The organism is Streptomyces sp. AA4 (assembly GCF_000158875.1).
Lineage (GTDB): Bacteria > Actinomycetota > Actinomycetes > Mycobacteriales > Pseudonocardiaceae > Amycolatopsis.
The window spans coordinates 4,117,794-4,141,727 of sequence record NZ_GG657746.1; the positions used below are offsets into that span (position 1 = coordinate 4,117,794).

Here is a 23,934-nt window from a genome sequence, read left to right on the forward strand (position 1 = left end):
TCCCAGTCCTGCCCGAAGAACGGAGTGAAACCGTGCCCACCGAACGCCTCACGAACGGAACCGAACGAGCACTGCTCGAGAACACGCTCGACCGCAACCGCGAAGCGCTGGTCGAGACCCTCCGCGGCCTGTCCGAGGCCGACGCCCGCCGACGGCTCGTCGCGTCGCTCTCGACGCCGATTTCCGTGGTCAAGCACGCCGCGGCCGCGGAACGGATTTGGTTCCAACGGTTCTGGGCGGGGCTCGACGAGTCCGAATGCGACGGATACTCAAGGCGCGACGTCGGCACCTTCACCGTGACCGACGACGAAACCGTTGCCGACGTGATCGCCGAGTACGAACGCGCCAGCCAGCGGTCACGGGAGATTGCGGCGCGCTTCGACCTCGACGACACCAAGGAGTTTCCCGGCGAGGGAACCGTCAGCATGCGCTGGACGCTGCTCGCGATGATCCAGGAATTCGCCCGGCACGCGGGACACGGCGACATCCTGCGCGAGCAGATCGACCATCCGCTCCCCTGACCTGCGACAAGCCGCTGTCTGCGGCTCGGACCAGCTTCGGCTCCGCGGAAGCTGCCTCGCTCCGCGCGACCCCGAGGCGAGGCAGTTTCCGTTGAGTTGAACCAGCTTGGTCGAGAGGTCAGCCCCGTGGCAGTACTGAACGGATTTCGATCTCGCCGTCGTAGCTCAGCCAGGCCAGCCAGGCCGCCGGTGTCATCGCCTTGGCCTGGGCGATCGTCGCCTCTGGCCAGCCCTTTTCGGCGAGCCGTTCGAGCCGCTTCTGCCAGTCCTGCTGCACCTCGACGGTGAGCTTCGTCGCGGCGAGCCGCTCGGCCGTGCGGCGGAGTTCGCGCAGCACGGCGTCCGAGCGCGTTGCCGAGGAGCGAGCCACCGGTGCCGGGCGACCGCGTCGTCGTGCGAGGTCGCAGCGCACGGCCACGACGATCAGCAGCAGCACGACCACCGCCGCCATCGGACTCCACCAGCGCAGGTCCTCGCCGGTGAAGCCCCGGCGGTCGGAGGCGCCGACCACGAGGCGGTAGACGAGGATCCCAGCTGTGATCAGCGCGATGAGCACCGCTCCCAGCCCTCCGACGGCCCCGCTGCGCGCATCGGGCACGGGCATCAGCGCCACGACGACCAGGAACAGTCCCGCCGCCAAGCCAGCGACCAGCGCGATCGCGGCACTTTCCCGCGGTTCGCTGAACGCGTTCTTGCGATCGGCGGGCCCGAACTCGACGGCCAGCACCAGGGTGCCGAGAAGGCCCGCGACGACCAGCGTCGACCAGATCACGCGCCAGGCGCGGGCGGACCCGGTCGCGTGGTCCGCCGGGGTAACCGCCCGTGCAGCACGCGCGGCGAGCTGCTGCCGACGGCGCCGGTGCAGGTCGCGCGCCTCGGCGAACAGGTCGGATGCTCCCGCGCTGCGCTGGAGCGCCTGCACGGCCTCGCGTCCGACGGCGCGCACCTGCGCGTCCTCGCCGAGAAGACGAACGACAGGCTTCATGCAGCGTCCACCGCGACCTCGTCCGCGTTCCAGCGCACCGCTTTGTCCCGGGTCGTCATCAGGATCCTCCTTCCCCGTGGGGCCGAGGACAGGAAATCATGCGCGCTGCTGGTGCTTGGCGAGAAACGGCAGGAGCGCGTCGGCCATCTCGTCGGGGACTTCCTCGGCGAGGTCGTGCCCGGCGTCGAAAACGAGGCCCGTGACGTCGTGCGCGACGATCCGCATCTGGGATTCGGCGCGTTCGCCGATGAACGCCGACCCGCCGAGCGCGAGGACGGGAAGGTCGAGTTTCCGTTGTGCCGCTTGCCGATTCTGTTCGGCGTCGACGAGCATCGCCCGGTAGATAGCGAGCATCGCGCGGATGCCGCCGGGCATGGAATAGCAGCGCACGTACTCTTCGATCGCGTCCGGCGTGGCGCTGTCCGGACGACTGCGCTCGAACTTGATCATGTACGTGATCAGCTCGCGTTCGTGGCCGGCGATGAGCATTTCGGGGACGTCGGGCTGGAAGTAGAAACCCAGGTGCCACAGGTGCATGCCGCTGGCGACGTTCTCGGCGGTGAGCGCGGTGTGGTCCTCGAAGCCGAACCCGGGGAACAACGCCTCGGCGAAAACGAGCGACGTCACGCGGTCGCGGTGCCGGGCGGCAAGCTGGTAGCCGATCACCGCTCCCCAGTCCTCGCCCACGACGGCGTAGGTCTCGTGGCCGAGGGTGGCCATCAGCTCGGCGACGTCCTCGCTCATCGTCGCGGAGTCGTATCCGTCCGCGGGGCGGGCGGAATCGCCCAGACCGCGCAGGTCCGGGACGACGACCGTGTAGTGCGGCGTGAGCTTCGGGACGAGATACCGCCAGTGGTAACCGGTCTTCGGCACGCCGTGCAGCAGCACCACGGCGGGGCCGGATCCGGCGGTGCGGTAGTGCAGGCTCGTTCCGTTGACCGCGGCGCGGCCGGTACGGACCGGAGTGTTGTCGTGGTCGAACATCGTTCCCTTTCTTGATCGATCGATCCAGATTGAAGGCGGCAAAACTCAGTCGAGGACGGACAGAGCTACCTCCACGAGGAGTTCGAGGGCGCGGGCGTCCGGCGTGATCTTGGCGGTGACCAGCAGTCCATTGAGGAACGTGACCAGGAAGGCGGCCAGCGCGGGCGGGTCGTGCCGCGCTGCGATCTCGCCGCGTTCCGCCGCGACGCGCAGCACCTCGGCGATCGCTTCCTGGCTGGCGTCCTGCATGTCCCGCACCGTGCGGCGTGTCGCGGTGTCCCCCGGCAGACGTTCGCAGACGGCGTTGACCGCCAGGCAACCTCGGCCGTCGTCGGCCGCGGCGATCCGGATCCGCTCGACCAGGAGCGTCCGGATCGCGGAACGGGCGGCGGCGCCTTTTTTCAGGCCCGCCAAGGCGGTTGCCGCGAGCGTCGCTCGGTAGTGCTCGAGCGCGGCTCGGTACAGGCCGTCCTTGCCGCCGAACGCGGCATACAGCGAGCCCTGCCCGATCCCCAGGTGCTGAGTCAGGTCGCGCACGGACGTCGCCTCGTAGCCGCGCGACCAGAACAGCTCCATCGCCCGGCTCACGGCGGCCTCGGTGTCGAACTCTCGCGTGCGGACCATGACCGCATCCTAAGTCATTCTGGATCGTCCGATCAAGAAAGATCCTGACTACGCGTCGCGCGCGGTCGAGCTGCCACTACGCTGGACAGGTTCGCCCGACCCAGCTGGAGAGACCTTGCCCGACCGCCGCGCCCTGACCGCCGACTGCACGAGTTGTTTCGCACTCTGCTGCGTGGCGCTCACCTTCACCAAATCGGCTGATTTCGCCATCGACAAACGAGCCGGCGACCCGTGCCCGAACCTGCAGCACGACTACCGCTGCGGCATCCACGACCGGTTGCGCCCCAAGGGTTTCGCGGGCTGCACCGGTTACGACTGCTTCGGCGCCGGACAGCAGGTGTCGCAGGTGACCTTCGGCGGCCGGAGCTGGCGCGAGGCCCCGGAAACCCGCGAGCGGATGTTCGCCGCGCTTCCGGTGATGCGGCACCTGCACGAACTGCTCTGGTATCTCACCGAGGCGCGGTCGCTGGCCGTCACGCGCGAGATCCACGCCGACCTGGACGCGGAGATCGCCGACCTCGAACACCTCACTGCCGCAGACGCGGACGCCGTGCTCGCCGTCGACGTCCACGCCCGCCGGGCCCAGGTCAACCCGCTCCTGGTGCGCACCAGCGAACTGGTCCGAGCCGGAGCCGGGCGCAAGAAAGACCGCCGCGGCGCCGACCTGATCGGAGCGAAACTGGCCGGAGCGGACCTTCGCAGCACGAACCTCCGCGGCGCGTACCTGATCGCAGCCAACCTCCAGGGCGCGGACCTGCGCCGCGCCGACCTGATCGGAGCGGATCTGCGCGACGCCGACGTCCGCGGCGCCGACTTCACCGACAGCATTTTCCTTACCCAGTCCCAGGTCAACGCCGCCCGAGGCGACGCGGCAACCACCCTGCCGCCGCGGCTGGCCCGCCCCGAACACTGGTGATCAGCGCGGCCGGGTAGACCCGACGACGACTAGACCCGACGACGACCCCGCCGAGCCGCGCGATCCAGCTGCCGCACACACAACGCACGTAGTCGGCCCGGCTGCCTGCCGACGCGGGAACGACGGCGGAGGCGGGCAGTTCGGCCAGGGGCCAGCCACAGCGAGGGCAACGGTTTTCTTCCATGGCCGCCATCGTGCGGTAATGGTTCAGTGCAGTTCAACCCTTACGTATTTTCCCGCGCAACGGAGCGTCGGAGACCTGCCCGGGAGCCGAACCCGGCAAGCCGTGCCGCCGACCGTCGTCGCGCGCCGTGGTGTCGAACCACGTTGGCGGGGCTTATGAGGCTCCGCTGGTTGCCGAGCCGCGCGCGGGAACCGTCCGATGAGGACGGAAATCAGGGGGCGATGAGTGCGGCGAGGACATCCCCGGCAGAGACGGCCCGGCCTGTCGTGTGCTGATAGCGCCGCACGAGGTCTCGGTGGCGGACTCGCTGCCCCAGTCGCCGTTCGGCGGCGTTTGTGTTCGGCATCGGGGCTGTCGCTGCTGGCGAACGTCGGGGCGGTCCTGGCGCGAGCACCGCTGCAGGTGGTAGTCGCGGCGTGTCCGCCGGCGGCGTTGTTTTATGCGGTGGAGTTGCTGAACCGGGCATTGAAACAGCAGTCTGCCGGGACAGCGGCCCCTGACGAGGCCGAGGCGTCCTTCGACGGTTGCGAGACCGGGACTGTCTCGGTGGCAGTACCGGCGGGCTCGAGCGGCCTCGACAGCGAACGCGCGTTGACCGCGGAGCAACGAAGGCGGACCCACGACGTCGAGCAGGTCGTCTGGGTCGTTCTCCGTGCGGGCTGAACAGGACAGGCCGCCGGCACGCACAACTACCGACGTCGCGTCCTCCGCGAATGGAAGCGATCCGGCCGCACGAAAAGGCAACTGCTGCCGGCAAGCACCGCGCAGGTCGTCACCGGGACGAGGCGAAGGGCGCGGGCCTCGCAGCTGACGGCCGCACACGCCAGAGCGCGCGGGGAAACATAGCTCCGGACAGCTGTGGCGACCTGCGGGAGACAGTTTGTCGCCCGCCGCTTCTCGCTATTCGATCGCTTTGTCCAGCAGTGCCAGAACGCCCAGCACCAGCGCGATGACGATGACCGACCACACCCCCGCCACCCAGTCGACTGGCAGGCCGGCCGCCGCGATCCACGGCCCGGACTCGACGTAGGCGAGCACCCCCAGCCCCACGCCGGCGACGAAACTGAGCGCTTGCCCGGCCCACCCCACCGGCGTCACCGGGCCGCCCCGCAATTCCGAGACCACCTGCGCAACGAAGAAGCCGACCAGCAGAGCACCGCCCGCGCAGAACCAGTCCAACCCGGCCGGGAACCGCGCACGATCCTGCGCGAGCCCGACGACCGCGAGCACGGCCAGCACCACTATTCCGGCCAGCACCACGGCTCCGGTCGCCTTGCCCCAGGCGCGCATGGGTGCGTCGGCCCACTCGCGCGGCTGGTTTTTGGTCGGGGTCGACAGCCATTTCCGGAGCCGTCGCCGAAGCGTCCGCTCGGCATCCCACGCCGCTGCACCTGCGTCCAGAAACGCCAGCGCCCCGGCCGCAGACGGCCGCGACGACCAGTCGAGCAGCCGTCGCAACAGCTCCGCCAGCAGCGGGCTCACGTCGGGCGCGACCCACTTCGTCGCGTACGCGTTGTACAGCTCGCCCGTCACCGCCCAATAGAGCGTCGCCCCGACGGAATACAGGTCGTAGGTGGCCTTCGGCGGGCCGCTGTGCGAATGCGGCGTGGTGAATCCCTTGCTGTCCGGCCCGTTTCCGGTCCGGACGCCGACGCCGACCAGCCGCACCGCGCCGTCTTCACCGAGCAGCACCTTGTGCGGACGGATCTCGTTGTGCGCCAGCCCGGCGTCGTGGACGGCCACAAGAACCGCCAGCAGCACGCGAGCGATTTCCTCGGCGCGCGCGGAGCTGATCGGCCCGTGCTCGCGTACGTGCTCGTCAAGCGTCCGCTCCCGCGCCGGCGCCACCACGATCCACCGCACGTCGCCCTCGATCACCAGGTCCCGCACCGCGACGATCCCCGGGTGCGCAGGCAGTCCGGTCGCCGCCCGCGCGGTTTCCTCGACCCCCCGCAGGTGCGCGTAGTCCGCTTCCGGCAGCGTGTCCGGATCGGACGTGACGGCGATCAGGTCGACCTCGGCGTCGAGCTTCTTGTCCCAGCCGCGCCACACCGGCCCCAGCCCGCTCGCGGTGGACCGCTCCACCAGCAAATACCGTTGCCCGACAACCTGTCCGGAGTCCCCAGCCCGCCTCACCGGCTAAGTCTAAGCAACCGACCCAAGAACACATGCACCGCGCACCACCGACATTCGCCACGGCGGATCAGCTGGTGCCGAGAGCGGCGCATGCAGGTGCCGACAGCCCACGAAGCGGAAACGGCATCCCGACAACCCGCTGACGACCGCCGGGCGGGCCGACGGCCGGGGATCGCCGACGGCCAGGGATCGCCGCTGTCCGACGCCGCTTCGCCGGCATGCGTCCCCGCCGCTGGCCTCGCGACGTCTTTCTGGAGCCGTTCCCGAAAAGACACAGCTTCTCGTGCGTGTCGGGCACTGACGCCCCAGCACCTGAGCCTCCTCGCTCTACGAGGCCCTGACGTTCGGCAGACCCGTACAGCCCTGCTTCAGGTTGTGCCCTCGTGCCCTTGCCTGACCGGCAGCGCAATGAGTGCGCGACGAACGACCTCATTCCACCGAGGACAATGCCGCCCAGAGCGCAGCGGCACTGAGGGGCGTCGCACCCTTTAACACCGTGCGGGAGTGACCATCGCGTGTCGGTTCCTTGTGGCCCGAGACCCAGTCTCTGAAGTCGTCGCGGCTGCCTTCGCCGTTGGCCGGGCGGTGCCGTCGATCCAGTTCGTGCAGGGCTCGATCCGGCAACCCTGGCGGCAGAACGGTTGGGAACAAGGCCGCTTCGGCTTCCCCACAACCGACGAACAACCCACCAGCACCGGCTGGACCCAGCGCTTCCAGCACGGCATCATCACCTGGAACCGCGGCGCGACCGCTCCCGTCCTCATTGCCTCCTGACGGCCCACACCTTCATCCCGCGGGCAGTCCGGCAAGCCGTTCGGGTGCCCGTGCCGGGCCAGCGACGCGATGAACTGCCACACCGCCGGGCCCGCACGCCGCGCTCCGGCCCGAAACAGCTTCGCGCCGACCCGCTTGCCAACCCGCACGCCACGCCCGTTCGGAAAGCTGGTGCCGGCGTTCGGCCACCGGCAACGTCGAGCGCGTGGAAATTCGCGAGATCAGGATCCGACTGCCGCTCGGCGTGCCGCCGGCCCACTACTCGGTCGCCCGCGAAGAACGTAGGAATGCGGGCTAAGATGTGCAATTCCTTCAGGCCGGACGAGGACATGAAGGTCAAGCTGGCACCGTTCGGGACACGTGATTCGTGCGACGAGTATCCGCTCTTCGCGAGCTACGAGAACACCGCTCATCCCGACAGCAGCATCTCCGACGGAAGCGAGTGCGCTCAATTGACGGCGGTCCAGGCCCCGAACCCGGTCAACGACCTGCCCGCCGACTGGAAAGAGGTCGCCGAGCCGGGTTCGCCGACCGGCAGTGAACTCTGCGTACGCCCGCGCATACCTGCGAAACTGCGCTTCAGCGTCTGAGGCCCGCTCAGCATGCTGGTCCAGACCAACAGCTAGGTGGACAAAGATTCCTTCGGGGTTGCGGTCGGCCCATATTCACTTCCTCGAAACCTGTCCACGCGAAGGAACTGCGATGAACGAGAAGTCGCCCGTCGATGAGCGCTACCGGTCTGATCCGAACTGGGCGTGGCTGGCCTCCCCCACAGGCGTCGTCCTCGGCGGCGGCGCTCTGACCTTCGTGCGGCACATGAGCGTCGACGACGTCTTCCGCAAATTCGACATCGACCCCGCCTCGGCGACGACGATGACCGCGCAACAGGCATTGACCGACCCGCTGCTGCAGACAGCCGGATTCGACATCGGCCCGCAATGGCTTCGCGTCGCCGAGTCCGGCGAGTGGACAGTCGCCGTGGAATACCGTCAGCAGAAAGCCCACCTCGACGGCATCGCCGGTTGCCTGGCACAGGACACCGACGTCGTCATGTTTGCCGGGAACGAGTTCGATCCGGCGGAGGTCCAGTACCTGTCGCACGGGGAGTTCGTCTTCGCGTTCGGGTGCGGCGCTCCCTACGACTCCCGCGCCGGGACCCGGCCCCAGATGTTCGACGACGAGATGTTCGACGCCGGTCTCATCGACTTCCCTTCGCGCGCGCCGATCGGCGACAGCGTGATCGCGATGGCGGTGATCCTTTCGCGGCACCTCGGGTTCGCCCTGACACCGGAAACAGTCACCGGCCCGCTCCCGACCGCGTATCGCATGCACAGCTACACGCCGCCCCCGCCCGGCCCGAAGACCGCCTGAGACCGGCCTTATCCCGGAGAGGACGACATGGCAGACGACGAACCACGCGCGCAACAGCTCGCCGAGCCCGGCCACTCCGCACCACTCTCGCGCGACGGCCGCGCCCTCGACCTCGCTGCGGTCACGCCGGCCGTTCCGCCGCATCGCCGGGGCCGGCGCGGCCGTCGGCGGGATCGCCTTCGGGGCAGGAGAACCGGCTCCGCCGCAGGCAATGCGCCCGACGCGCGGGATGGTGCTGGCGGTCGCGCGGGCGGGAGCGGTGTTCCCGGTCGAGTTCCTCCAGCTACGACGGCGAACAAGCACCCGCGGTCAACCGGGCGACCGGGCCGCGGCTCGACGCCGCGCGCGCCCGCACGAGCCCGGAGCGGGTCGCGCGGGCGCGCCTCACAGTGGGGATCTTCTCGGCTCGGCCGCGGATCTGAGCGCGCAGCAGGAACTGCATGATCAGCGCAGCCGGACAGGCATTGCCTGGCCCGGCAAGAAGCGCCGACGATGTCCTGATTCCGTGCGAGCGCGCTGATGATCAGACCACAGAAACATAATCTTGTACCAAAAGCGCGCCAGCACAGGCGGGAACACGTCCGTGCGTGCGTGCTCCCGCCTGCGACATTCTCCTGCGCGGAACGGGAAAACGGGAATGGACACGTGACTCCCAGCGGGGCGATCGATCCTGTAGCAGACCTGTTACGCGGTGATGAGACCGGCATGACAGGGGCCGGGCTAGATCGGAGTCATGAGAATTGGCATTCGATATGTTGCCCTGGGAGCGGCGGCGATGGCTGTGGCGGGTGCCGCGGCGTTGTGCGGCGCCGCACCGGCGTCGGCTATTGTCGGCGGCTCCGAATCCGCGCGTCCGTACTCGTTTCTCACGTCGTTTCAGCTGCTGATGCCGAGCGGCAAAGAGCGCCGGACGGATTCCCTGCACAAGTGCACGGCGGCGCTCGTGGCGCCGCAATGGGTGCTGACCGCCGCTCATTGCCTGTTCAACGGCGGTGCTCCGGAGGACGTGCTGGCGGGCTCGCCGCAGGGCTGGAAGGTCCGCGTCGGGTCGCTGGACACCAATACCGGAGGCGAGCTGGCCGCGGTCGACAAGTACTACACGCGTGGCCTGCCCAGCGAGCCGTACAAAGACGTGGCGTTGCTGCATCTGGCGAGTGCGGTGCGGGCGGAGCCGGCGCCGCTGGCCGCCGCGGAGCCGGCGGTCGGCACGCCCGTGCGCATCGCCGGATGGGGATCCACCTGCGCCGGCGGCGACGACCGGGTGCCGCAGTGCTACCCGAGCCGCCTGCGCGAAGCGGACACGACCGTGCAGCCCGGTTCGGCGTGCGACGCGCCGGACCTTCGGCCGGGCGACGGGAAGCTGTGCGTCGGCAGTCCCGACGGGAGCGTCCGGCCCTCGGACATGGACTCCGGCGGCCCGCTGCTCGTCCGCCAGGGCGGCCAGTGGGCAGTGGCCGGGACGGTCAGCAGCGGCAACGCCGACCGCGCGTCGTTCTACACCGACACGTTCCCGCATCTGGCGTGGATCAAGGGCATCGTCAACGGCACGGACGTGCCGCCGGACCCGCCCGCCCCGAACAGGGAAGGCGCGATCAACCTGGCCGGCTGCAACGGCTCGGTGGTGCGCGCGCCCGGAGGGCGGGCAGAAGACCCGGCGCTGCTGCTGACGAACGGCCACTGCGTGCCGACCTCCCCTCCGGCCGCGGAGGGAAAGCGCATCTTCGAGAAGGACGGACAGCGGGGACTTGACGAATACCGGCGCGAGCAGCTGCCCGCGCCCGGCGCGGCGCTGGTCGACCGCCCCGCCGACCGTTCCCTGGTCATCTCCGACCGCCAGGGCTACCCTGTGGCGCCCGCCCGGGCGAACCGGCTGGTGTACGCGACGATGACCGGCACCGACGTCGCGCTCTACCGCTTGGACAAGACTTATGCCCAGGTGAGCGCACTGGGCGGGAAAGTGTTCGACCTGTCGACTGCACCGATGCGCGCCGGAGACCGGCTCACCCTCGCCACCATCTCGGCCCGCACCGACTGCGCGGCCGCGGCCGTCGTGCCGACGCTGCGCGAAGGCGGCTATCAGCAGGCCGATTCCGTACGGTACGACACCTGCAAATCCTCCCACGGCGATTCCGGTGCCCCGCTGCTGGCCCCGGACGGCCACACTGTCGTCGGGGTCAACAACACCCACAACGACGACGGCGTCGCTCCCAACTCCCCCGGCGGGACCAAGACCGCGGCCACACCGTGCAGCGACAACAACCCTTGTGAAGTCGGGCCGGACGGGACCGTCACCTCACGCGCGGGCGCCAGCTACGGCCAGCAGGTCAACGGGCTCGCCGCGTGCCTGACTGCCGGGTCGAAACTCGACCTGAGCAAGCCCGGCTGCGCGGTTACCGGAGCCGGGGTTGCGGTCACCTCCCCGGCCCAGGGCACGACAGTCCAGCCCGGCGCCGCGGTGACCGGTCACGCCGCGGCCGGCGCACGCGTGAACGTGGCCGTGGACGGCGCCCCGGCCAGCGAAGCCGTGGCCTCCCCGGACGGCTCGTGGCGCACCACCCTCCCGCTCGACCTGGCGCCGGGCCGGCACCGCCTCACCGCGACCGTCGCCGGACCAGCCGGACAGCAGACCCGAACGTCGAAACCCGTCGAGTTCACGCTGACACCCGCGGGAGCCTCCGCCCTGAAAGCCGAGCAGACCTTCGTGCCCGACGCCGAAGCGGGCACCCAGGCCGTGCTCACCGTCTCCTTCGCCGCACCCAGCGGCATGCCGGTCTCCACCGACGCAGAGCAACGGTTCGTCGCACCCGCGGGCTTTCGGTTCACCGGCGTCGCGACACACATCCTCGACACCGGCGGCGCGGGGAGCGACCTGCGAGCCCGCGTCGACGACGAAGGCCGCGTGCTGGTCGTCACCGACCCGATTCGCCTGAACCTCGGCGGAACCAACACCGGCCGCATCGACCACCGCACCCTGCAAATGACGGTGACCGCGGACAAAACCGCCGTCGGCACCCACGCTGACGGCCGCGTCACCGTCGGACGCGACGTGTCCGCCCCGCTGTCCGGGAAGGTCCACACCAAGGAACCAGGGGCCGCCCAAGGATGACACCCCGCACCGGGCGGCCGGGCCGCGAGCGCAGCCCGGCCGCCCGGTCCCAGAAGACAGACTGGACCGGGGATCTTGCTACCGCTCGCTGGGAACAATGGCCGGAAGTCCTCCCTTGAAAATCTTCTGAATAGAGACATCCGACTGTTTCAGAGCGAATTCGAGGCAGCCAGTAGTGGCCGGGCTGCTCGTAGCGCACGGACCGAGCGACGCCGACGCGGCCGCCGCTGCGACGGCAATGCCCGCCACGGTCTTCTTCACGGCATTTGTGACAGAACTCCTCCACAGAAACGGAACCGGACAACGGGGCCTCAGCGTCCGCCCGACCGCGGGCACCGCCGCCACGGCCACTCCCGACCGAGTCGCACCTCCCCGGTTTTCCCTCGATCGAGTGGACCGCCGCCCCGGCCACTCGCCTGTCAAGCCCCTTTCGCCCGGCCCGAAACGGGCCCCGGGGACAGGAGCGGACAGTACCGGGCTGAAGAACCCTCACCTGCGACTCGACCCGCCTACATCACCGAACCCGGTCGATGACCAGCGCAGCGCGACGGGGACACAACGTCTTCAAACTGCCCTCGCCGCACCGCCGACAAGCGCCGCGTCAAACGCCCGGATCAGCCGTGCACCCGACTTCGGAGATCGGCAACTCCATCCCGTCGGTCGATGTTTGCCTGCGGCGGCACAACGCGGACAGGATCCAGGAACGATTGAAGGGCATGACTCCGACAGGGTATCGGAGTCATGCCCTTCAACCAGGTGAACCCTCTCTGCTCAACCTTCGTACGGGTTAGGATCCCACGCATAATCAAACCTGACTACCTTCGGATCCTGCCCGGATTCGTACCCATTGAAAATTTCGTTAAAATCGATCTGCTCTCCCGCGTCCAGCGTCGTCCGGCGGGTCAGCGTTTGAGTGGCTGGCCCCGGAGACGAGACCTGGACGTAGAAGGTGAAGACATAGGTTCCCGACTCTCGGGCAATAATGTTGATTTCATGATTTTCGTTGTCAATTTGGCAGTAGACGGCATCTGCGTACTGCGGGTTCTGCGGAATTGGCGGCATGGGGTCGCCACCTCGCAGGCAGGACAGAGATGATCCGGCGGAAGCCGGGGACGCTGCCAACGTCACGGACAGGGTACCGGCAGCAGCAGCGATGAGTGCTCCTGCGATGTATCGGCGAGTCGATGTTTTCAAGATGTCACCTGCTATCTAGGGGAGGTTTCCGGAACAGGACCGCACCGGAAACCTCAGCGGCCGAGAGATTCACCTTGTCGTTCACCGAATGGGCCACAGCGGCCCGCGATCTTTATGACCCTCCGAGTCCACTCGATAACGTCGCGTCACGCAACCCCCGAACGCGGGTAAAGATGCGACAACGAAACTTGTTCAATAACTCATCTCAGTCGAGTGATATATTCATTTCAGGAAGGCGATTGATCTTCGACCAGCCTCAGGCGGGGCAGTCTTGGCGAATGACCGAAGTTGTGGCGGTGGTCCGCCGGCAGGCTCGTCGATCGGGGCGACGGTGATCTGGTGCCCCGACCGTCCGATGGCGCGGTGTCCGAGCCGGGAATGATTGCGTTGGCGTGATGTGACCGCGGATGTTCGTGAGAGGTGACCGCACTCGTCGCGAGATGGGTGGGCATGGTCAGGGTCCGAGCAGCGGTCAGGACTTGCGGATCGGTTCCTTGGCACCGGCAGCCCTGGCAGTGGTCTTCAAGCTGCTCGAGTCCGGCCAGGGACTCTGGCGGGCGATAACCGGCGCTCACCTCGTTGTGCGGTCCGCCCAGGATCCTGCTTTGAGAGCGGCGCGCTGGTCGGGCGCAAGGGGGCCGTCGCTGCCCGATCACACCCTCGTGCCCGGCAGACGCGGGTCATCAGGCAGGATGCCGGAATGAAGTCTCGGACTGATGGCATGTGGTGGGGAACGGCGATCGAGGCACCGGACCCCGGCAGGCTGGCGAGGTTCTATGCCGAGCTGCTCGGCTGGCACGTCGGACACGAGGAGCCGGGAACGGCCGTCGTCGCCGCTTCACCGCAAGGACCCTTCTTCGTGTTCCAGCAGGCGGCGGACTATCGGGCTCCGGTCTGGCCCCCGGCCGACGGGGATCAGCGTCCGATGATGCACTTCGACTTCCAGGTGGGCGACCTGGACTCGGCGGTCGCCGAGGCGGTCGCCCTGGGGGCCACGATCGCGGAGGTCCAGCCGCAGGAGAACGTCCGCGTGCTCTTCGACCCCGCCGGCCACCCCTTCTGCCTCTGCTACGACGCGGGATGACCGGCTGGATCGCACGTCACGCGATCCACAACTGGTGACAGCCGCTTAGGGGTCGCGGGGCAAGCGGCTGTCGTCGACGGGTGATTCGGGGTCGTAGCGCAGCTGGGCGTAGTCGGGGCTGGTGCCGAGGGCGTGGGCGAACTCGTGCCAGGTGTGTCCGTTGGTGCGTGCGTCGGGTATCAGTTGCGGTAGCCAGCGCTGTGTCCGCTGGGTGAGGATGACGATCGGTGCGCTCATGGTGAGGTCGTCGCCGAGCCAGAGTCCGTGGCGTTGGCGAGGTTGGTGACGGCGGCGTCGATCGGTTCGCAGGTGTCGTCGCCGCCGCGGTTCTTCAGGTCGATCGGAACGTTCATCCAGAACTTCGCGCCCTCGCCGCCGACGCTCATCGGCCGCGTAGGAGGGCCGGTTTGTGACCAGCCCTTCGCGAACCATGACGTCTATGGAATCGATGAACCCTGCCGCGCAGAGCGGTCGGTTGGCCCAGTCCTGCATCTTGGCGACGACTTTGGGCCGTGTCATGACAACCGTGTAAGCCGCGGATGTACCAAGATCGGGTCGCTGACGGCGACCAGGAAGGCTGCATCTGTGACCGAGAACACATCTGACCGGGATGCGGGTTCCGCAGCCGGCGAGGCCCTCGCCCGCGCGTTGCCGCCGGAAATGCTTGACGCGCTGGTGAAAGACGCGTACGCGAACGGCGGGGCGCTGGGTGCGCAAGAACTGCTGAATCAGATGACCAAGGCGGTGCTGGAGCGGGCGCTGGACGCCGAAATGACCCATCATCTCGGATACGAGAAGGGGGATCCTGCCGGGAACGGGTCCGGAAATCCCCGGAACGGCAGGTCACCGAAAACCGTGTCAACCTCTCATGGGCCGGTCGAACTGGCGGTGCCGCGTGACCGGAACGGCGTGTCCGAACCGGCGATTGTGCGCGAAACGCGCACGTCGGCTGGGTAATATCGACGAGGCGATCCTGTCGCTGTATTCGCGCGGCATGACCACCCGGGACATCGAATCCCATTTGCGTGAAGTATATGGTGTGAACGTGTCCCGGGAATTGATCTCCAACGTGACCGAAGTGGTGACCGACGAGATCGCGTTGTGGCAATCCCGGCCCCTGGACGAGATGTACCCGATTCTCTATGTCGACGGCCTGCGCCTGCGGGTCAAGGACAAGGGCGTGGTCACCTCCAAGGTCGCCTACCTGGCCGTCGGCGTGGACGTGGAGGGCCGCAAACACGCCCTCGGGCTCTGGATCGCCGACGCCGAAGCGGCGAAATTCTGGGCCAAGGTCGTCGCCGACCTGCGCAACCGGGGCGTGAAGGACGTACTGATCGCCTGCTGCGACGGCTTGACCGGGCTGCCCGACGCGATCCGCGGCGTGTTTCCCGACACCGTGGTCCAAACGTGTGTCGTGCACGTGATCCGCAACGCCATGCGTTTCATTTCCTATGGCGACCGGAAGAAAGTCACGGCAAAAATGCGTGAGATCTACACCGCGCCGACACTCGAGGCGGCCGAGATCGCGCTCAAGACCTTCGACAAAGAGTTCGCGAAGCAATACCCGGCCGCTGTCCAGGTATGGCGACACGCCTGGAACGACTTCACCCCATTCCTCGACTATCCGCCCGAACTCCGCAAGATCGTCTACACGACAAATCTAATCGAGAACATCAACTTCCAGCTCCGGAAAATCACCAAGAACCGCGGCCATTTCGACAGCGACACTGCCGCAACAAAACTGCTCTACCTCGGACTCCGCAACATCACCAGCAACCGAGGCGGACCATCGGGAACCGGAACCCGAGGCTGGAAACAAGCACTCAACACCCTCGCCGCACTCTTCCCAGACCGCCTGCCACTCCACTAGAATAACGAAAGAAATCATCCGTGGCTTACACGGAAATCATGACAGAGCCCGACTTTGTCGGTAATCCGCGATCTCGTCTCCTTGCTGACCGGCGCCCCGTATATCTCATCGAGAGGCGCCGAGATCTCCCAGTGGTCATCCCTTTCGCGTATAGCGACAGCACGATTTCGTCCACGTCGGCAGCCGGCGCTGCCGCTTCTTCACGATCTGCGGCGAGAACATGCTTCCCGGCCCCGCGGCGCCTCGACTTGAACCTCGCTGGCCGCATCCGAGAGCACGGTCTTCAATCGCGTGCCGTTCCGCACATTCGCCGAGTCCCAGCCCGGATTCGCCTGATTCTTCTCGTGACCGAGATGCTCGGTCGTTTCCTCGTTCAGCGCCGTTTCCAGCACGTCCTCGGTGAAGAATCTTCAGCAGGCCGTCCGGGTCGGTCAACGCCAGCCCACGCGCCTTGGCCTCGGCCACCATCGCCGCGGCGGCCCGCTCCGGCGACGCCTGCTGCGCTGGCTTCTCGTGACGCTTGGATGGACTCACAAGCTCCGATTTCGTTCACAGTGCCCATCCCGCCGGGCGCGCCGGCTTCCGGCTCGAACGCGACACAGGCAGGCAGGGTTATCGATTTCACTGAAAGTGCGTCGAGTTTTAGAATGTTGTTCTATAATCCGCAGGGAATCTAACCCAGCAGCTTCGCATCGGTCTCGGTGACCGCATGCATTCACTGGCCAATCAGCAGGACACCGTCCCCTTCCGTCCAGCTTGCGATATTGACCCGGTCAACCAATCGAGGGATGCCAGCCAGGTCGTGTTCGACATATTCGCTGCCGATGAGGAGGGCGTCCCAGCCTTGCGCGTCGAGGCCTGCGTCGGCGAGGTCGCCGGTGAACCGACGCCAGTCCAGCTTCTCGCTGCCTGCGCGCACGTTGTGCAGCACGGACAGTGCTTCCGGATCGGTGACGCGTTGGGTCACGCGGTTCCAGGCGGCCGCGAGGTCCAAGTCGTGCTGATCGGCTCCAGCGTAGAGTTCCTGGATGTGCGCGGCCAGGAACTCTACGGCGTCGTCCGAAACCGGTTCCGCCATTGTGGCGTAGAGCTCGCGTGCACGCGAACCGAGCAGCACCGCCGCTTCGCGGACGAGGTCGATCGGTTCGTCCGGCGTATGCACGAGCACGACTAACCGGGTTTGAGCGCCCAGAACAGTGCGGAGATGGCGTTCGTTCCGCTTCGCCGGATTCGACCGGCCTTTGAGGTCAGTGAGACGCATGCTGGCCGGAATGGTCGGTGCCGGAGTTGTGTCCCTGAGCAACACCAGCAGCGAGTCGCCCTTTCCGCACACCAGGTCGGCGATGTCGCGACTGTCTTGAGTGGCTATGTTGGACTGATAATGCCAGATTCCGGCGGTCTGCTCGACGCCGAAGTGGAACCGGATCGCGTGAATCGGGTCGAAACCGTGGCTCCGCACGTATTCGACGCAGCGCTGCGCGGTCCGTCCCGCGATGCAGTCAGGCTGAATCACGAGCACGGCGTGACGTTGCACGAATCGGCTCGCGTCGAGGCCAAGCACGTCGTAGGCGCCAGCCAGGCCCGCGCCTAACCACTCGTCGTCTGCATAGGCGCGCAATTTCTCCCGATCGGCGGTGAGGGAACGCCACTGCTCGCCTTGCAGCAATTCGTGAGCCGGTGCTGGGTTCAAGTATTTCTCTCCGGTCAACGCAGACCGATCGGCGGTCTGGGAGAGTCCGGGCGCCGATCGTCTCCGCCGGCGTCCGCGGGTGCCGGGCGCGGGGCCAACACGACGGTCACGCTCACCGGCTGGCCCGGCGCGGTTGTGCCGCTCACCGCAGTACCGGGCGCACCAATACGCCCCTCGCCGGCTGGCTCCGCCCACGTTCGCGCCCGGGGCCAGCCCGTCCTGGTCGGTCCCGGCGGGGGTGGTGGTGCCGAGCGCCGCTGCGGCGACGGCCGCTGCGGTGCTGTCATGACGCTCCTGATCGTGGTGAACGGCTTCCGGTGCGCTGAGCACCGTGGGCCGGCCCGAGACGACCGGGGACGGCCCACGGCCAGATCAGCGTGCGGCGAGGCGCGGCTAGGGCCGCGGCTTCATCAGCTTCGGGTATTCCTTCCGGAACTTCTCGATCATCGTCGCGGACGGAACGATCCTGTTCGGGTTGTCTTGCGTGAGGGCTTGCCGCTCGCCCCACGCAGCCGCGGCCTTGCGCTGCTCAGGAGTGCCGTGGCTGTGCTTGCAGTCGCCGGTGGAAGCGCTCAGGTAGGCGAACTCCTGCTGCGCGCGGGCGTCCCACGCCGCGCCCTTGGCATGCGCGAGGAAATAGCCCGCGTAGGCGTCCGGGCCCAGTTCCCCGGCCTCGCCGTCCGGCCAGTTGTCGTGCGCGAAATCGACCTGATGCCCGTACTCGTGCCCCACGATCCCTTCCACCGTCACGTCGCCGAAGCCGCCCCGGCCGTCCAGGTCGAGCAGGCCGTCGCCCAGCAGGACGCGCTTGCCGCCCGGACTGTCGGGCAGCAGCGCGAACGCGTTGGCCGACAGCAACGGGTTCCGTCCGCCCTGCAAGGCCGGCACCTCGTGCACCACCTTGCTCGCCAGCGCGCCCGCCGCCGCGGCCCGCGCCGGGGCGAAGGCACGTGCGAACGTCTCGGTCATCTTCTCCGGGCTGGCCGCGTCAGTGCCCTTGTACGCCACCAGCTGAATGTTCCAGCTCTCGATGTCCCAGAACCCGCGCAGCTTGTCGATCGCGGCCGCGGCACGGGCCGTGTACTGGCCGTCGGTGCCGAAGACCTGCGGGCTCTTGTCGTTCGCGACAACCGACGCGTACAGGTAATCGAGACCGCCGATGAGGTCCACCGCTTGCTGTTCCAGCTTCGTGAGCGGCGCCCTCAGCTTGTCGACCTCGGAAAACAGCGACCCGGGGGTGCAACCCGGAATGACGCCCGGCTTGGCTCCGGGTTCGCGACCGGACCCGAAAACCGGCGACTCGACCAGCGGCTTGCTCTCGCTCAGCACGTTCAGGAGTCCCGGCACCTGCACGAGATCCTCGTATTCCCGCCACAGCTGCGCGATGTCCTTCTCCACCGACGAAGGCTTCGGCGCGGCTGCGGCCGCCGGGACGGCCGTAGCCGCCGCGGCCGCTACCAGAACGCCGACCGCGACAAAAGTCCTGCCGAGAGCTCGGGATCGTTGTGACACGAGATACCTCTCCTCCGGTTCACTTGCGCGAAGCCGCGAACTTAAGTCAATTTCCGCTCGGAGAACAGGTACGTGAACTGAAAACCCCAGCATCGAGCCAGAACTTTCGTAGCGAACCGGACCGCCGCGTTCCGCCACTTCCGGAACACGATCGAATAGTCAAGCATTCCCACGAAAATTATGCGAAAATTATTGTTCGCGGGTTCGCCTCCCCACGGGCCGGCTCCGTCCAGGCACAGTCAGAGGGCGGAACGGAACGACTGCGGAAGTCCCTGCGCGCTCAATAACATTCACGGTGCGTCGGCGAGCAAGAAACCGATCTGGTCGCCAACCGCGTCCACGGCCTTCCCGACGCTGCCTCCAGACCCAGGAGCGACCACCGGAATTCCGCCCGCAGCACCGACCTCACCCGCACAACGAAGACGAAGAGCCACAGCACGGCGGCACTCCTCACTCTGCCTGAGCCGCGTCGACGAACCGGTCGTACAGCACCTGGGGCGGACCCCGGTCCGGTGCCTCGATTCAGCATCGACAGAACGCGCATCTTCAGCCAGACAACGAAAGCGGAGTCAAGGCTGACCCGGTCCCGCAGCCAGGACCTGACTACGATCCCGAATCCGCCGACGACGTCGGCCGCGTTCCACGAGACCGGCGGGACCGAGTCACACCGCGGCAAGCCGACCTGCTCCCGGCGGCTCGTGCCCTCGCATTCTCGCTGCCCTTAGCGCGACCCGCCCGGCATCGCGCGGGCGGCCTCGACGCCGTTGGTGCGGGCGGCCGCACCGGCGGAGGACCGGCCGGGGACGCCCTGACCCGCCAAGGACAAATGCGCTAGCCGGCGCAGGTGGTCAAGGGATCGAAGGTCGCCGGAACAATGCCGCGGGCGGTGCCCTTCCCGCACCGGATCGGGGCCTGGCAGGCGGCGTCGGTTCTCCGTGGCAGTGTTCGAGGGACTGCTCTTCCCGAGTGGTGTCGGCGGGGCGCTGGTCGCATGCGTGCGACCGGACAGAGCGGAAGCGCCGCAGTCGGGCGAGAAAAGTCCGGGTGCGCAACGACATGTGGAACGACTCGTCGAACTGCACGCGCGAGTTCGACGGGGCGCTCCGCCTCGGCGTCATGTGATGCCGCCGGCATCGCCAGGACCGACCGATATCCGCGGCTGCCGCCGCGATCCGTCCCGTACTGAGCAGGAGCGAAGGGAAGGGCTTATGCCGGTGTGCCAGACGGTGCCGACGGCGGCCGGGACGCTGTTCGGAGTGCCCGGCGCCTGGTGGCAGGCCGAGTGCTCAAGAGCCGGGCGGACACTGCTGCGCGGCCAACGAGGTGATCCGCGGCACTGGCCCGTGCCGGTGCCGCGGATCACCTCGTGAGCATTGATCAGCAGTTGGTGGTGCCGGCGGTGTTGTTGGTGGTGATCACGCAGGTGTTGCCGCCGCCGGATCCGGCGTTGATGACACCGTTGTTGACCCCGACGGTGATCTTGTCGCCGCTGCTAGCACCTCCGTTGAGGGTGGCGGTCCCGCCGCGGGTGGCGCCGTTGGTGTCGACGGCGATGGTGTTAGTGGCGCCGGTGAAGGCGACGGTCGCGCCGTCGGCGTTACGCACGCCACTCGCCCCCTCAGGGGCACCGAGGCCTCCGGCTGCGCCGGTGGCGGTGATGGTGGCGTTGCTGGGGGTGGCCCTGGTGAAGGTGCCGCCGTTGCCGTCGCCGCCGCGACCACCTGTTCCTCTGATGCCACCGCCGACAAAGCCGCCGGCGGAGCCGCCGAGACCGCCGTGGGCGACGATTGTGGGGGGGGGGCCTCGACGGTATCGGTGTTGCCGTCGCCGTCGCCGTCGCCGACCACATCGACGCCCTCGCCACCGCACTGCGCGATCAGGTCCGAGTGCGGGCCGGTCGCCGTCCGCTGCCCACCGCCGCGATCATCGACGCCCAGACCGTACGCGGGGCCGACACCGTGCCCGCCGCCAGCGCGGGCTACGACGCCGGGAAGAAAACCAAAGGCCGCAAACGACACATCGCCACCGACACCTTCGGCTTGCTCCTCGCCGTCGTGGTGACAGCCGCCTCGACCCAAGACCGCGACGGCGCCCACCTGCTGCTGGCGGCACTGCGCGCCCGCTTCGGCGCCATCGCCCACGTCTGGGCCGACGGCGGCTACAGCGGACGCCTGGTCGCCTGGGCCAAGCAGGTCCTTTCCCTCACCGTCGAGATCGTCAAACGCACCGACGACACCACCGGATTCGTCGTACTGCCCCGCAGATGGGTCGTCGAGCGAACCTTCGGATGGATCACCAAACACCGCCGCTGCGTCCGCGACTACGAGACACTCCCCGAACACCACGAAACCATGGTCTACATCGCCATGATCATGACCATGTCCCGACGACTCGCCCGCAACACAGACCAGTGAAATCAGTTCTCAGACGCCCTCTGAGGCTCGCGACGCAGGCACTCGTCAAGCGCTCCTGGTCAGGGGCCGGTCACCCCACTGCCGGGATACGGCACCGGCACGAACCGCCGTTCTGACAGCCGCAGCGACACCCGGGAGCACACCCGCAGAGGGCCGAGCCCACCGGCCAGACGACCACGTGCTCGGGCACGCAACACGGACGCACCGCGGGCTTGCCTCGAACCCGCTCTTCGAAAGCCGCGAGCACCGAGCCCACCAGATCCGGGCACGGCAGGGCGAGCCGGACCCGCAGCCGGCGGGTCAATCTCGCCGTCCGTTCCGCGATGTCGCGGCACGCAGGGCACTGGGACAGGTGGTGTCCGGCGGCGGCTTCCTCGGCGGGCGACGCCTGCGCGTCCGCCATCGCGGACACGGCCTCCCGGCAGCGGTGGCACTCCACATCGGAGAGAGTCGGGCCGGACGCGGCGGCGGTTCCCGGGAACTTTCCGGGTTCGCGGCCGACTACTGGAGCGCGGGGGCATCCGGCAGCGGACAGGGCCGTGAACCGGTGCCCGCGTCCAGGGCCGGCGGCCTGCCGGGGGTTCGCTCCTGAGGCCACCGCGGCACCGCCGGCCCGCGGGTGCCAGCACGGTTGCCCAGCACCCCGGGCTTGCGGTCGGGAACCAGGACCGGGCTGGTCCACGCTCGCGTCTGTCCGCTCCTGATGTCGTCCGTGGTCTACACCGCGCGGGCAGCCGGGCACCCGCTGCCCGCGGAAGGCGGCGATGCGCCATGGGGCGCGAAGCGCCGCCGCTGTGGCTGGTCTCCGGCAATAGGCGGGGAAGCGTCCGGAGAACTCGCGCTGGTGTCGCCGGTCCCGTCGATACGGGCAGAGACCGATTCGCAGTTCGGGGCAGGCCGCATTCCTACGGTCACCTACCGGGTGGTCCCGGGTCCCGCGCGCGTCGGCTACGGTGTCAGTTCGTGACCTCCGGCAGGGACCGCGACGACGAGCGGATCACCGCGCTCGCGCTGGCCGCCGCCCGCGGCGACCGGCGCGCCTTCGAGTCGTGGGTGCGCGCGACGCAGGCCGACACCTGGCGGTTCGTCGCGCACCTCGCGGATTCGACCGTCGCCGACGACCTCACTCAGGAAACCTACGTCCGCTCGGTCACGGCCCTGCCCCGGTTCGCCGGGCGCTCTTCCTCCCGCACCTGGCTGCTGTCCATCGCCCGTCGCGTCGTGGTCGACCACTTCCGCGCCCGCTCGGTCCGCCCGCAGTCGTTCAGCCGGGACTGGGAATCGGCCGCCGCGGCCGAGTCGGCACGCCGCTCCGGCCGCGGCTTCGAAGACGTCGTCGAGGTGGGCCTGCTCCTCGACGGACTCCACCCGGAACGCCGGGAAGCGATCGTCCTCACCCAGGTACTCGGGTACTCCTACGCCGAAGCCGCCGAGATCTGCGACTGTCCGATCGGGACGGTCCGCTCGCGCGTCGCCCGTGCCCGCGAAGACCTCCTCGCCGCCCGGGAAGAACGCGGCCACGTGGTCTGAGCGCGTCAGCCCGCGCGGTGCAGATCGACGCGATCGGGGCACCGTGCCGCTGCGAGTTCCGGGGTGCGGGCGCGGCGTCGTCCGGTGTCCCCTCCATGCAGTCGCCGGACGCCGCCAGGGCTGCGCTGGATGAGGGCGAACCTCGCCGGCGCGAACGCGGGCGTGGCGGCGGGCCGGGTCGGCTCAGGGGTCCAGCTCGCGAGGCAACACGCGGGGCCGCCCGTCGACCGGCTCGGGAACCGCGCGGCCGTCCACCGCGAACACGTCGCGGAAGACGGCCGGGGCCAGCACCTCCGCGGGCGGCCCGGCCGCGGGGATCGTTCCCGTTTTGAGGGCCGAGAGTCCGAAAGGACGGCCATCGTGGCGGTTGTCCAGCGCAGTGCTGTCACTGGTGTCTCCATCGGCGTTATCGACGTTTTCCGAGAGCAGTGGTGGCAGGGCTGGGTGAGCTGGTTCCCCGGCACCGTCGACATGTGCTCGGTGATCCAGCCGCAGGAAGGCCTCCGTGCCGAGCGCGTCCGCGACGACGACCACGACGGCGATGAGGATCCACACCCACGCCGGCACCCCGCCGCCGGTGTGCCCTTGCGCCGCGGCACCGGGTGTCGCCTCGGACGCGCTCGGCGGCGCGCTCGACCTCGTCGCGGGAGCGGTGAGAGTGAAGTGCACCGAGCCGGTGACCTTGTCCCCGCCGTCGGACACGGCCTTGTAGGCGAGGGGGCAGGCACGGCTCGCCCGGTCGCCGTGCCCGGTGCGCCGACCATTGGCGTCGGTGACCGGCGCGGTGCCGGCAGTCCAGGCGGCTCCGCCGGGCCTGGTGACGTTGATCGGGTCCGGCTGCGGGGTCGCTGCCTCTTCGAACGTCAGCTCGGCTTTCTTGGGCGGGGCCGCGAGGCTCAAGCCCTCGGCGGGCGAACCCGACTTCAGTGCGGCGTGCGGGGAGGCCGCCCCGGCGAAGGCCAGCAGACCGGTCAGCACGAGCAGCGTGGCGGCGAACAGACGGGCGATCTTCATGCCGTCCCTCGATCCGGCCGCGGCT

General features: G+C 68.5%; 21 protein-coding genes and 3 pseudogenes. 12 read left to right on the forward strand and 12 right to left on the reverse strand.

Annotated elements, in window-relative coordinates:
- Window positions 1-32: 32 nt before the first annotated feature.
- The gene (locus SSMG_RS18985; RefSeq protein WP_037714164.1) at window positions 33-521 is read left to right on the forward strand and encodes a DinB family protein; all 489 of its coding nucleotides are present in this window, start codon (window positions 33-35) and stop codon (window positions 519-521) included.
- Between the two features lie 118 nt (window positions 522-639).
- Here SSMG_RS18985 and SSMG_RS18990 read toward each other — a convergent pair whose 3' ends face one another.
- From SSMG_RS18990 to SSMG_RS19000, 3 genes are all read right to left on the reverse strand, one after another.
- Window positions 640-1,506 carry a hypothetical protein gene (locus tag SSMG_RS18990; protein ID WP_009078530.1) on the reverse strand — a complete coding sequence of 289 codons (867 nt, stop codon included), beginning with the start codon at window positions 1,504-1,506 and terminating at the stop codon, window positions 640-642.
- Window positions 1,507-1,602: 96 nt separating this feature from the next.
- Entirely contained in the window at window positions 1,603-2,490 is an 888-nt protein-coding gene (locus tag SSMG_RS18995; protein WP_009078532.1) for an alpha/beta fold hydrolase, read from the reverse strand.
- A gap of 45 nt (window positions 2,491-2,535) precedes the next feature.
- Window positions 2,536-3,114, reverse strand: a complete 579-nt coding sequence (locus tag SSMG_RS19000) for a TetR/AcrR family transcriptional regulator (protein WP_009078534.1) — start codon at window positions 3,112-3,114, stop codon at window positions 2,536-2,538.
- 115 nt (window positions 3,115-3,229) lie between these two features.
- Here SSMG_RS19000 and SSMG_RS19005 point away from each other — a divergent pair, with 115 nt between their 5' ends.
- Both SSMG_RS19005 and SSMG_RS19010 read left to right on the forward strand, forming a co-directional pair.
- Window positions 3,230-4,030, forward strand: a complete 801-nt coding sequence (locus tag SSMG_RS19005; protein WP_037714167.1) for a pentapeptide repeat-containing protein — start codon at window positions 3,230-3,232, stop codon at window positions 4,028-4,030.
- 628 nt (window positions 4,031-4,658) lie between these two features.
- Window positions 4,659-4,877, forward strand: a complete 219-nt coding sequence (locus SSMG_RS19010) for a hypothetical protein (RefSeq protein WP_158688047.1) — start codon at window positions 4,659-4,661, stop codon at window positions 4,875-4,877.
- Window positions 4,878-5,114: 237 nt separating this feature from the next.
- Here the strand turns inward: SSMG_RS19010 and SSMG_RS19015 are convergent, their stop codons facing one another.
- Window positions 5,115-6,350, reverse strand: coding sequence for a hypothetical protein (locus tag SSMG_RS19015; protein WP_009078538.1), 1,236 nt, complete (start codon window positions 6,348-6,350; stop codon window positions 5,115-5,117).
- A gap of 504 nt (window positions 6,351-6,854) precedes the next feature.
- Here SSMG_RS19015 and SSMG_RS46225 point away from each other — a divergent pair.
- The 5 genes from SSMG_RS46225 (at window position 6,855) to SSMG_RS47685 (ending at window position 12,392) form a co-directional block, all read left to right on the forward strand.
- Complete coding sequence (locus SSMG_RS46225) at window positions 6,855-7,124, forward strand: LGFP repeat-containing protein (protein ID WP_199785932.1); 270 nt, start codon at window positions 6,855-6,857, stop codon at window positions 7,122-7,124.
- 329 nt (window positions 7,125-7,453) lie between these two features.
- On the forward strand, window positions 7,454-7,714 hold the full coding sequence (locus tag SSMG_RS19025) for a hypothetical protein (protein WP_158688048.1): 261 nt from the start codon (window positions 7,454-7,456) through the stop codon (window positions 7,712-7,714).
- Between the two features lie 112 nt (window positions 7,715-7,826).
- Window positions 7,827-8,495 (forward strand): DUF6461 domain-containing protein, encoded by a 669-nt coding sequence (locus SSMG_RS19030; protein WP_009078546.1) that lies wholly within the window; start codon window positions 7,827-7,829, stop codon window positions 8,493-8,495.
- A 775-nt stretch (window positions 8,496-9,270) separates the two neighbouring features.
- A complete protein-coding gene (locus SSMG_RS19035) occupies window positions 9,271-11,601 on the forward strand; it encodes a trypsin-like serine protease (protein WP_063631956.1) in 2,331 nt (776 codons plus the stop codon).
- A 530-nt stretch (window positions 11,602-12,131) separates the two neighbouring features.
- Window positions 12,132-12,392: an IS3 family transposase gene (locus tag SSMG_RS47685; RefSeq protein WP_353611762.1), complete on the forward strand. Its 261-nt coding sequence runs from the start codon at window positions 12,132-12,134 to the stop codon at window positions 12,390-12,392.
- Here the strand turns inward: SSMG_RS47685 and SSMG_RS45440 are convergent.
- Window positions 12,373-12,795 carry a hypothetical protein gene (locus tag SSMG_RS45440; RefSeq protein ID WP_158688049.1) on the reverse strand — a complete coding sequence of 141 codons (423 nt, stop codon included), beginning with the start codon at window positions 12,793-12,795 and terminating at the stop codon, window positions 12,373-12,375. The genes SSMG_RS47685 and SSMG_RS45440 overlap by 20 nt on opposite strands.
- Window positions 12,796-13,495: 700 nt before the next feature.
- On the opposite strand from SSMG_RS45440, the gene SSMG_RS19040 reads away from it, so the two are divergent.
- Window positions 13,496-13,879, forward strand: coding sequence for a VOC family protein (locus SSMG_RS19040; RefSeq protein ID WP_037714175.1), 384 nt, complete (start codon window positions 13,496-13,498; stop codon window positions 13,877-13,879).
- A gap of 45 nt (window positions 13,880-13,924) precedes the next feature.
- Here SSMG_RS19040 and SSMG_RS46230 read toward each other — a convergent pair whose 3' ends face one another.
- Entirely contained in the window at window positions 13,925-14,116 is a 192-nt protein-coding gene (locus tag SSMG_RS46230; protein WP_009078559.1) for a hypothetical protein, read from the reverse strand.
- A 71-nt stretch (window positions 14,117-14,187) separates the two neighbouring features.
- Window positions 14,188-14,386 (reverse strand): annotated as a pseudogene (locus tag SSMG_RS46995) (IS256 family transposase); the annotation flags it as partial.
- A 153-nt stretch (window positions 14,387-14,539) separates the two neighbouring features.
- Between SSMG_RS46995 and SSMG_RS19050 the strand changes: the two are divergent.
- Window positions 14,540-15,749: pseudogene (locus SSMG_RS19050) on the forward strand (IS256 family transposase).
- Window positions 15,750-15,799: 50 nt separating this feature from the next.
- Here the strand turns inward: SSMG_RS19050 and SSMG_RS47000 are convergent.
- The 4 genes and pseudogenes from SSMG_RS47000 to SSMG_RS19070 form a co-directional block, all read right to left on the reverse strand.
- Window positions 15,800-16,283, reverse strand: a pseudogene (locus SSMG_RS47000) (transposase); the annotation flags it as partial.
- 181 nt (window positions 16,284-16,464) lie between these two features.
- Window positions 16,465-17,769: a nucleoside-diphosphate kinase gene (locus SSMG_RS19060; RefSeq protein ID WP_009078566.1), complete on the reverse strand. Its 1,305-nt coding sequence runs from the start codon at window positions 17,767-17,769 to the stop codon at window positions 16,465-16,467.
- 63 nt (window positions 17,770-17,832) lie between these two features.
- Window positions 17,833-18,951, reverse strand: coding sequence for a hypothetical protein (locus SSMG_RS19065; protein ID WP_037714183.1), 1,119 nt, complete (start codon window positions 18,949-18,951; stop codon window positions 17,833-17,835).
- A gap of 1,377 nt (window positions 18,952-20,328) precedes the next feature.
- On the reverse strand, window positions 20,329-20,556 hold the full coding sequence (locus SSMG_RS19070; RefSeq protein ID WP_037714185.1) for a hypothetical protein: 228 nt from the start codon (window positions 20,554-20,556) through the stop codon (window positions 20,329-20,331).
- A 182-nt stretch (window positions 20,557-20,738) separates the two neighbouring features.
- Between SSMG_RS19070 and SSMG_RS19075 the strand changes: the two genes are divergently transcribed.
- Complete coding sequence (locus tag SSMG_RS19075) at window positions 20,739-21,365, forward strand: IS5 family transposase (RefSeq protein WP_009078570.1); 627 nt, start codon at window positions 20,739-20,741, stop codon at window positions 21,363-21,365.
- 963 nt (window positions 21,366-22,328) lie between these two features.
- Window positions 22,329-22,895, forward strand: a complete 567-nt coding sequence (locus SSMG_RS19080) for a sigma-70 family RNA polymerase sigma factor (protein WP_037714187.1) — start codon at window positions 22,329-22,331, stop codon at window positions 22,893-22,895.
- Between the two features lie 183 nt (window positions 22,896-23,078).
- Here the strand turns inward: SSMG_RS19080 and SSMG_RS46245 are convergent, their stop codons facing one another.
- Window positions 23,079-23,909, reverse strand: coding sequence for a copper resistance protein CopC (locus SSMG_RS46245; protein ID WP_063631957.1), 831 nt, complete (start codon window positions 23,907-23,909; stop codon window positions 23,079-23,081).
- Window positions 23,910-23,934: the final 25 nt, after the last annotated feature.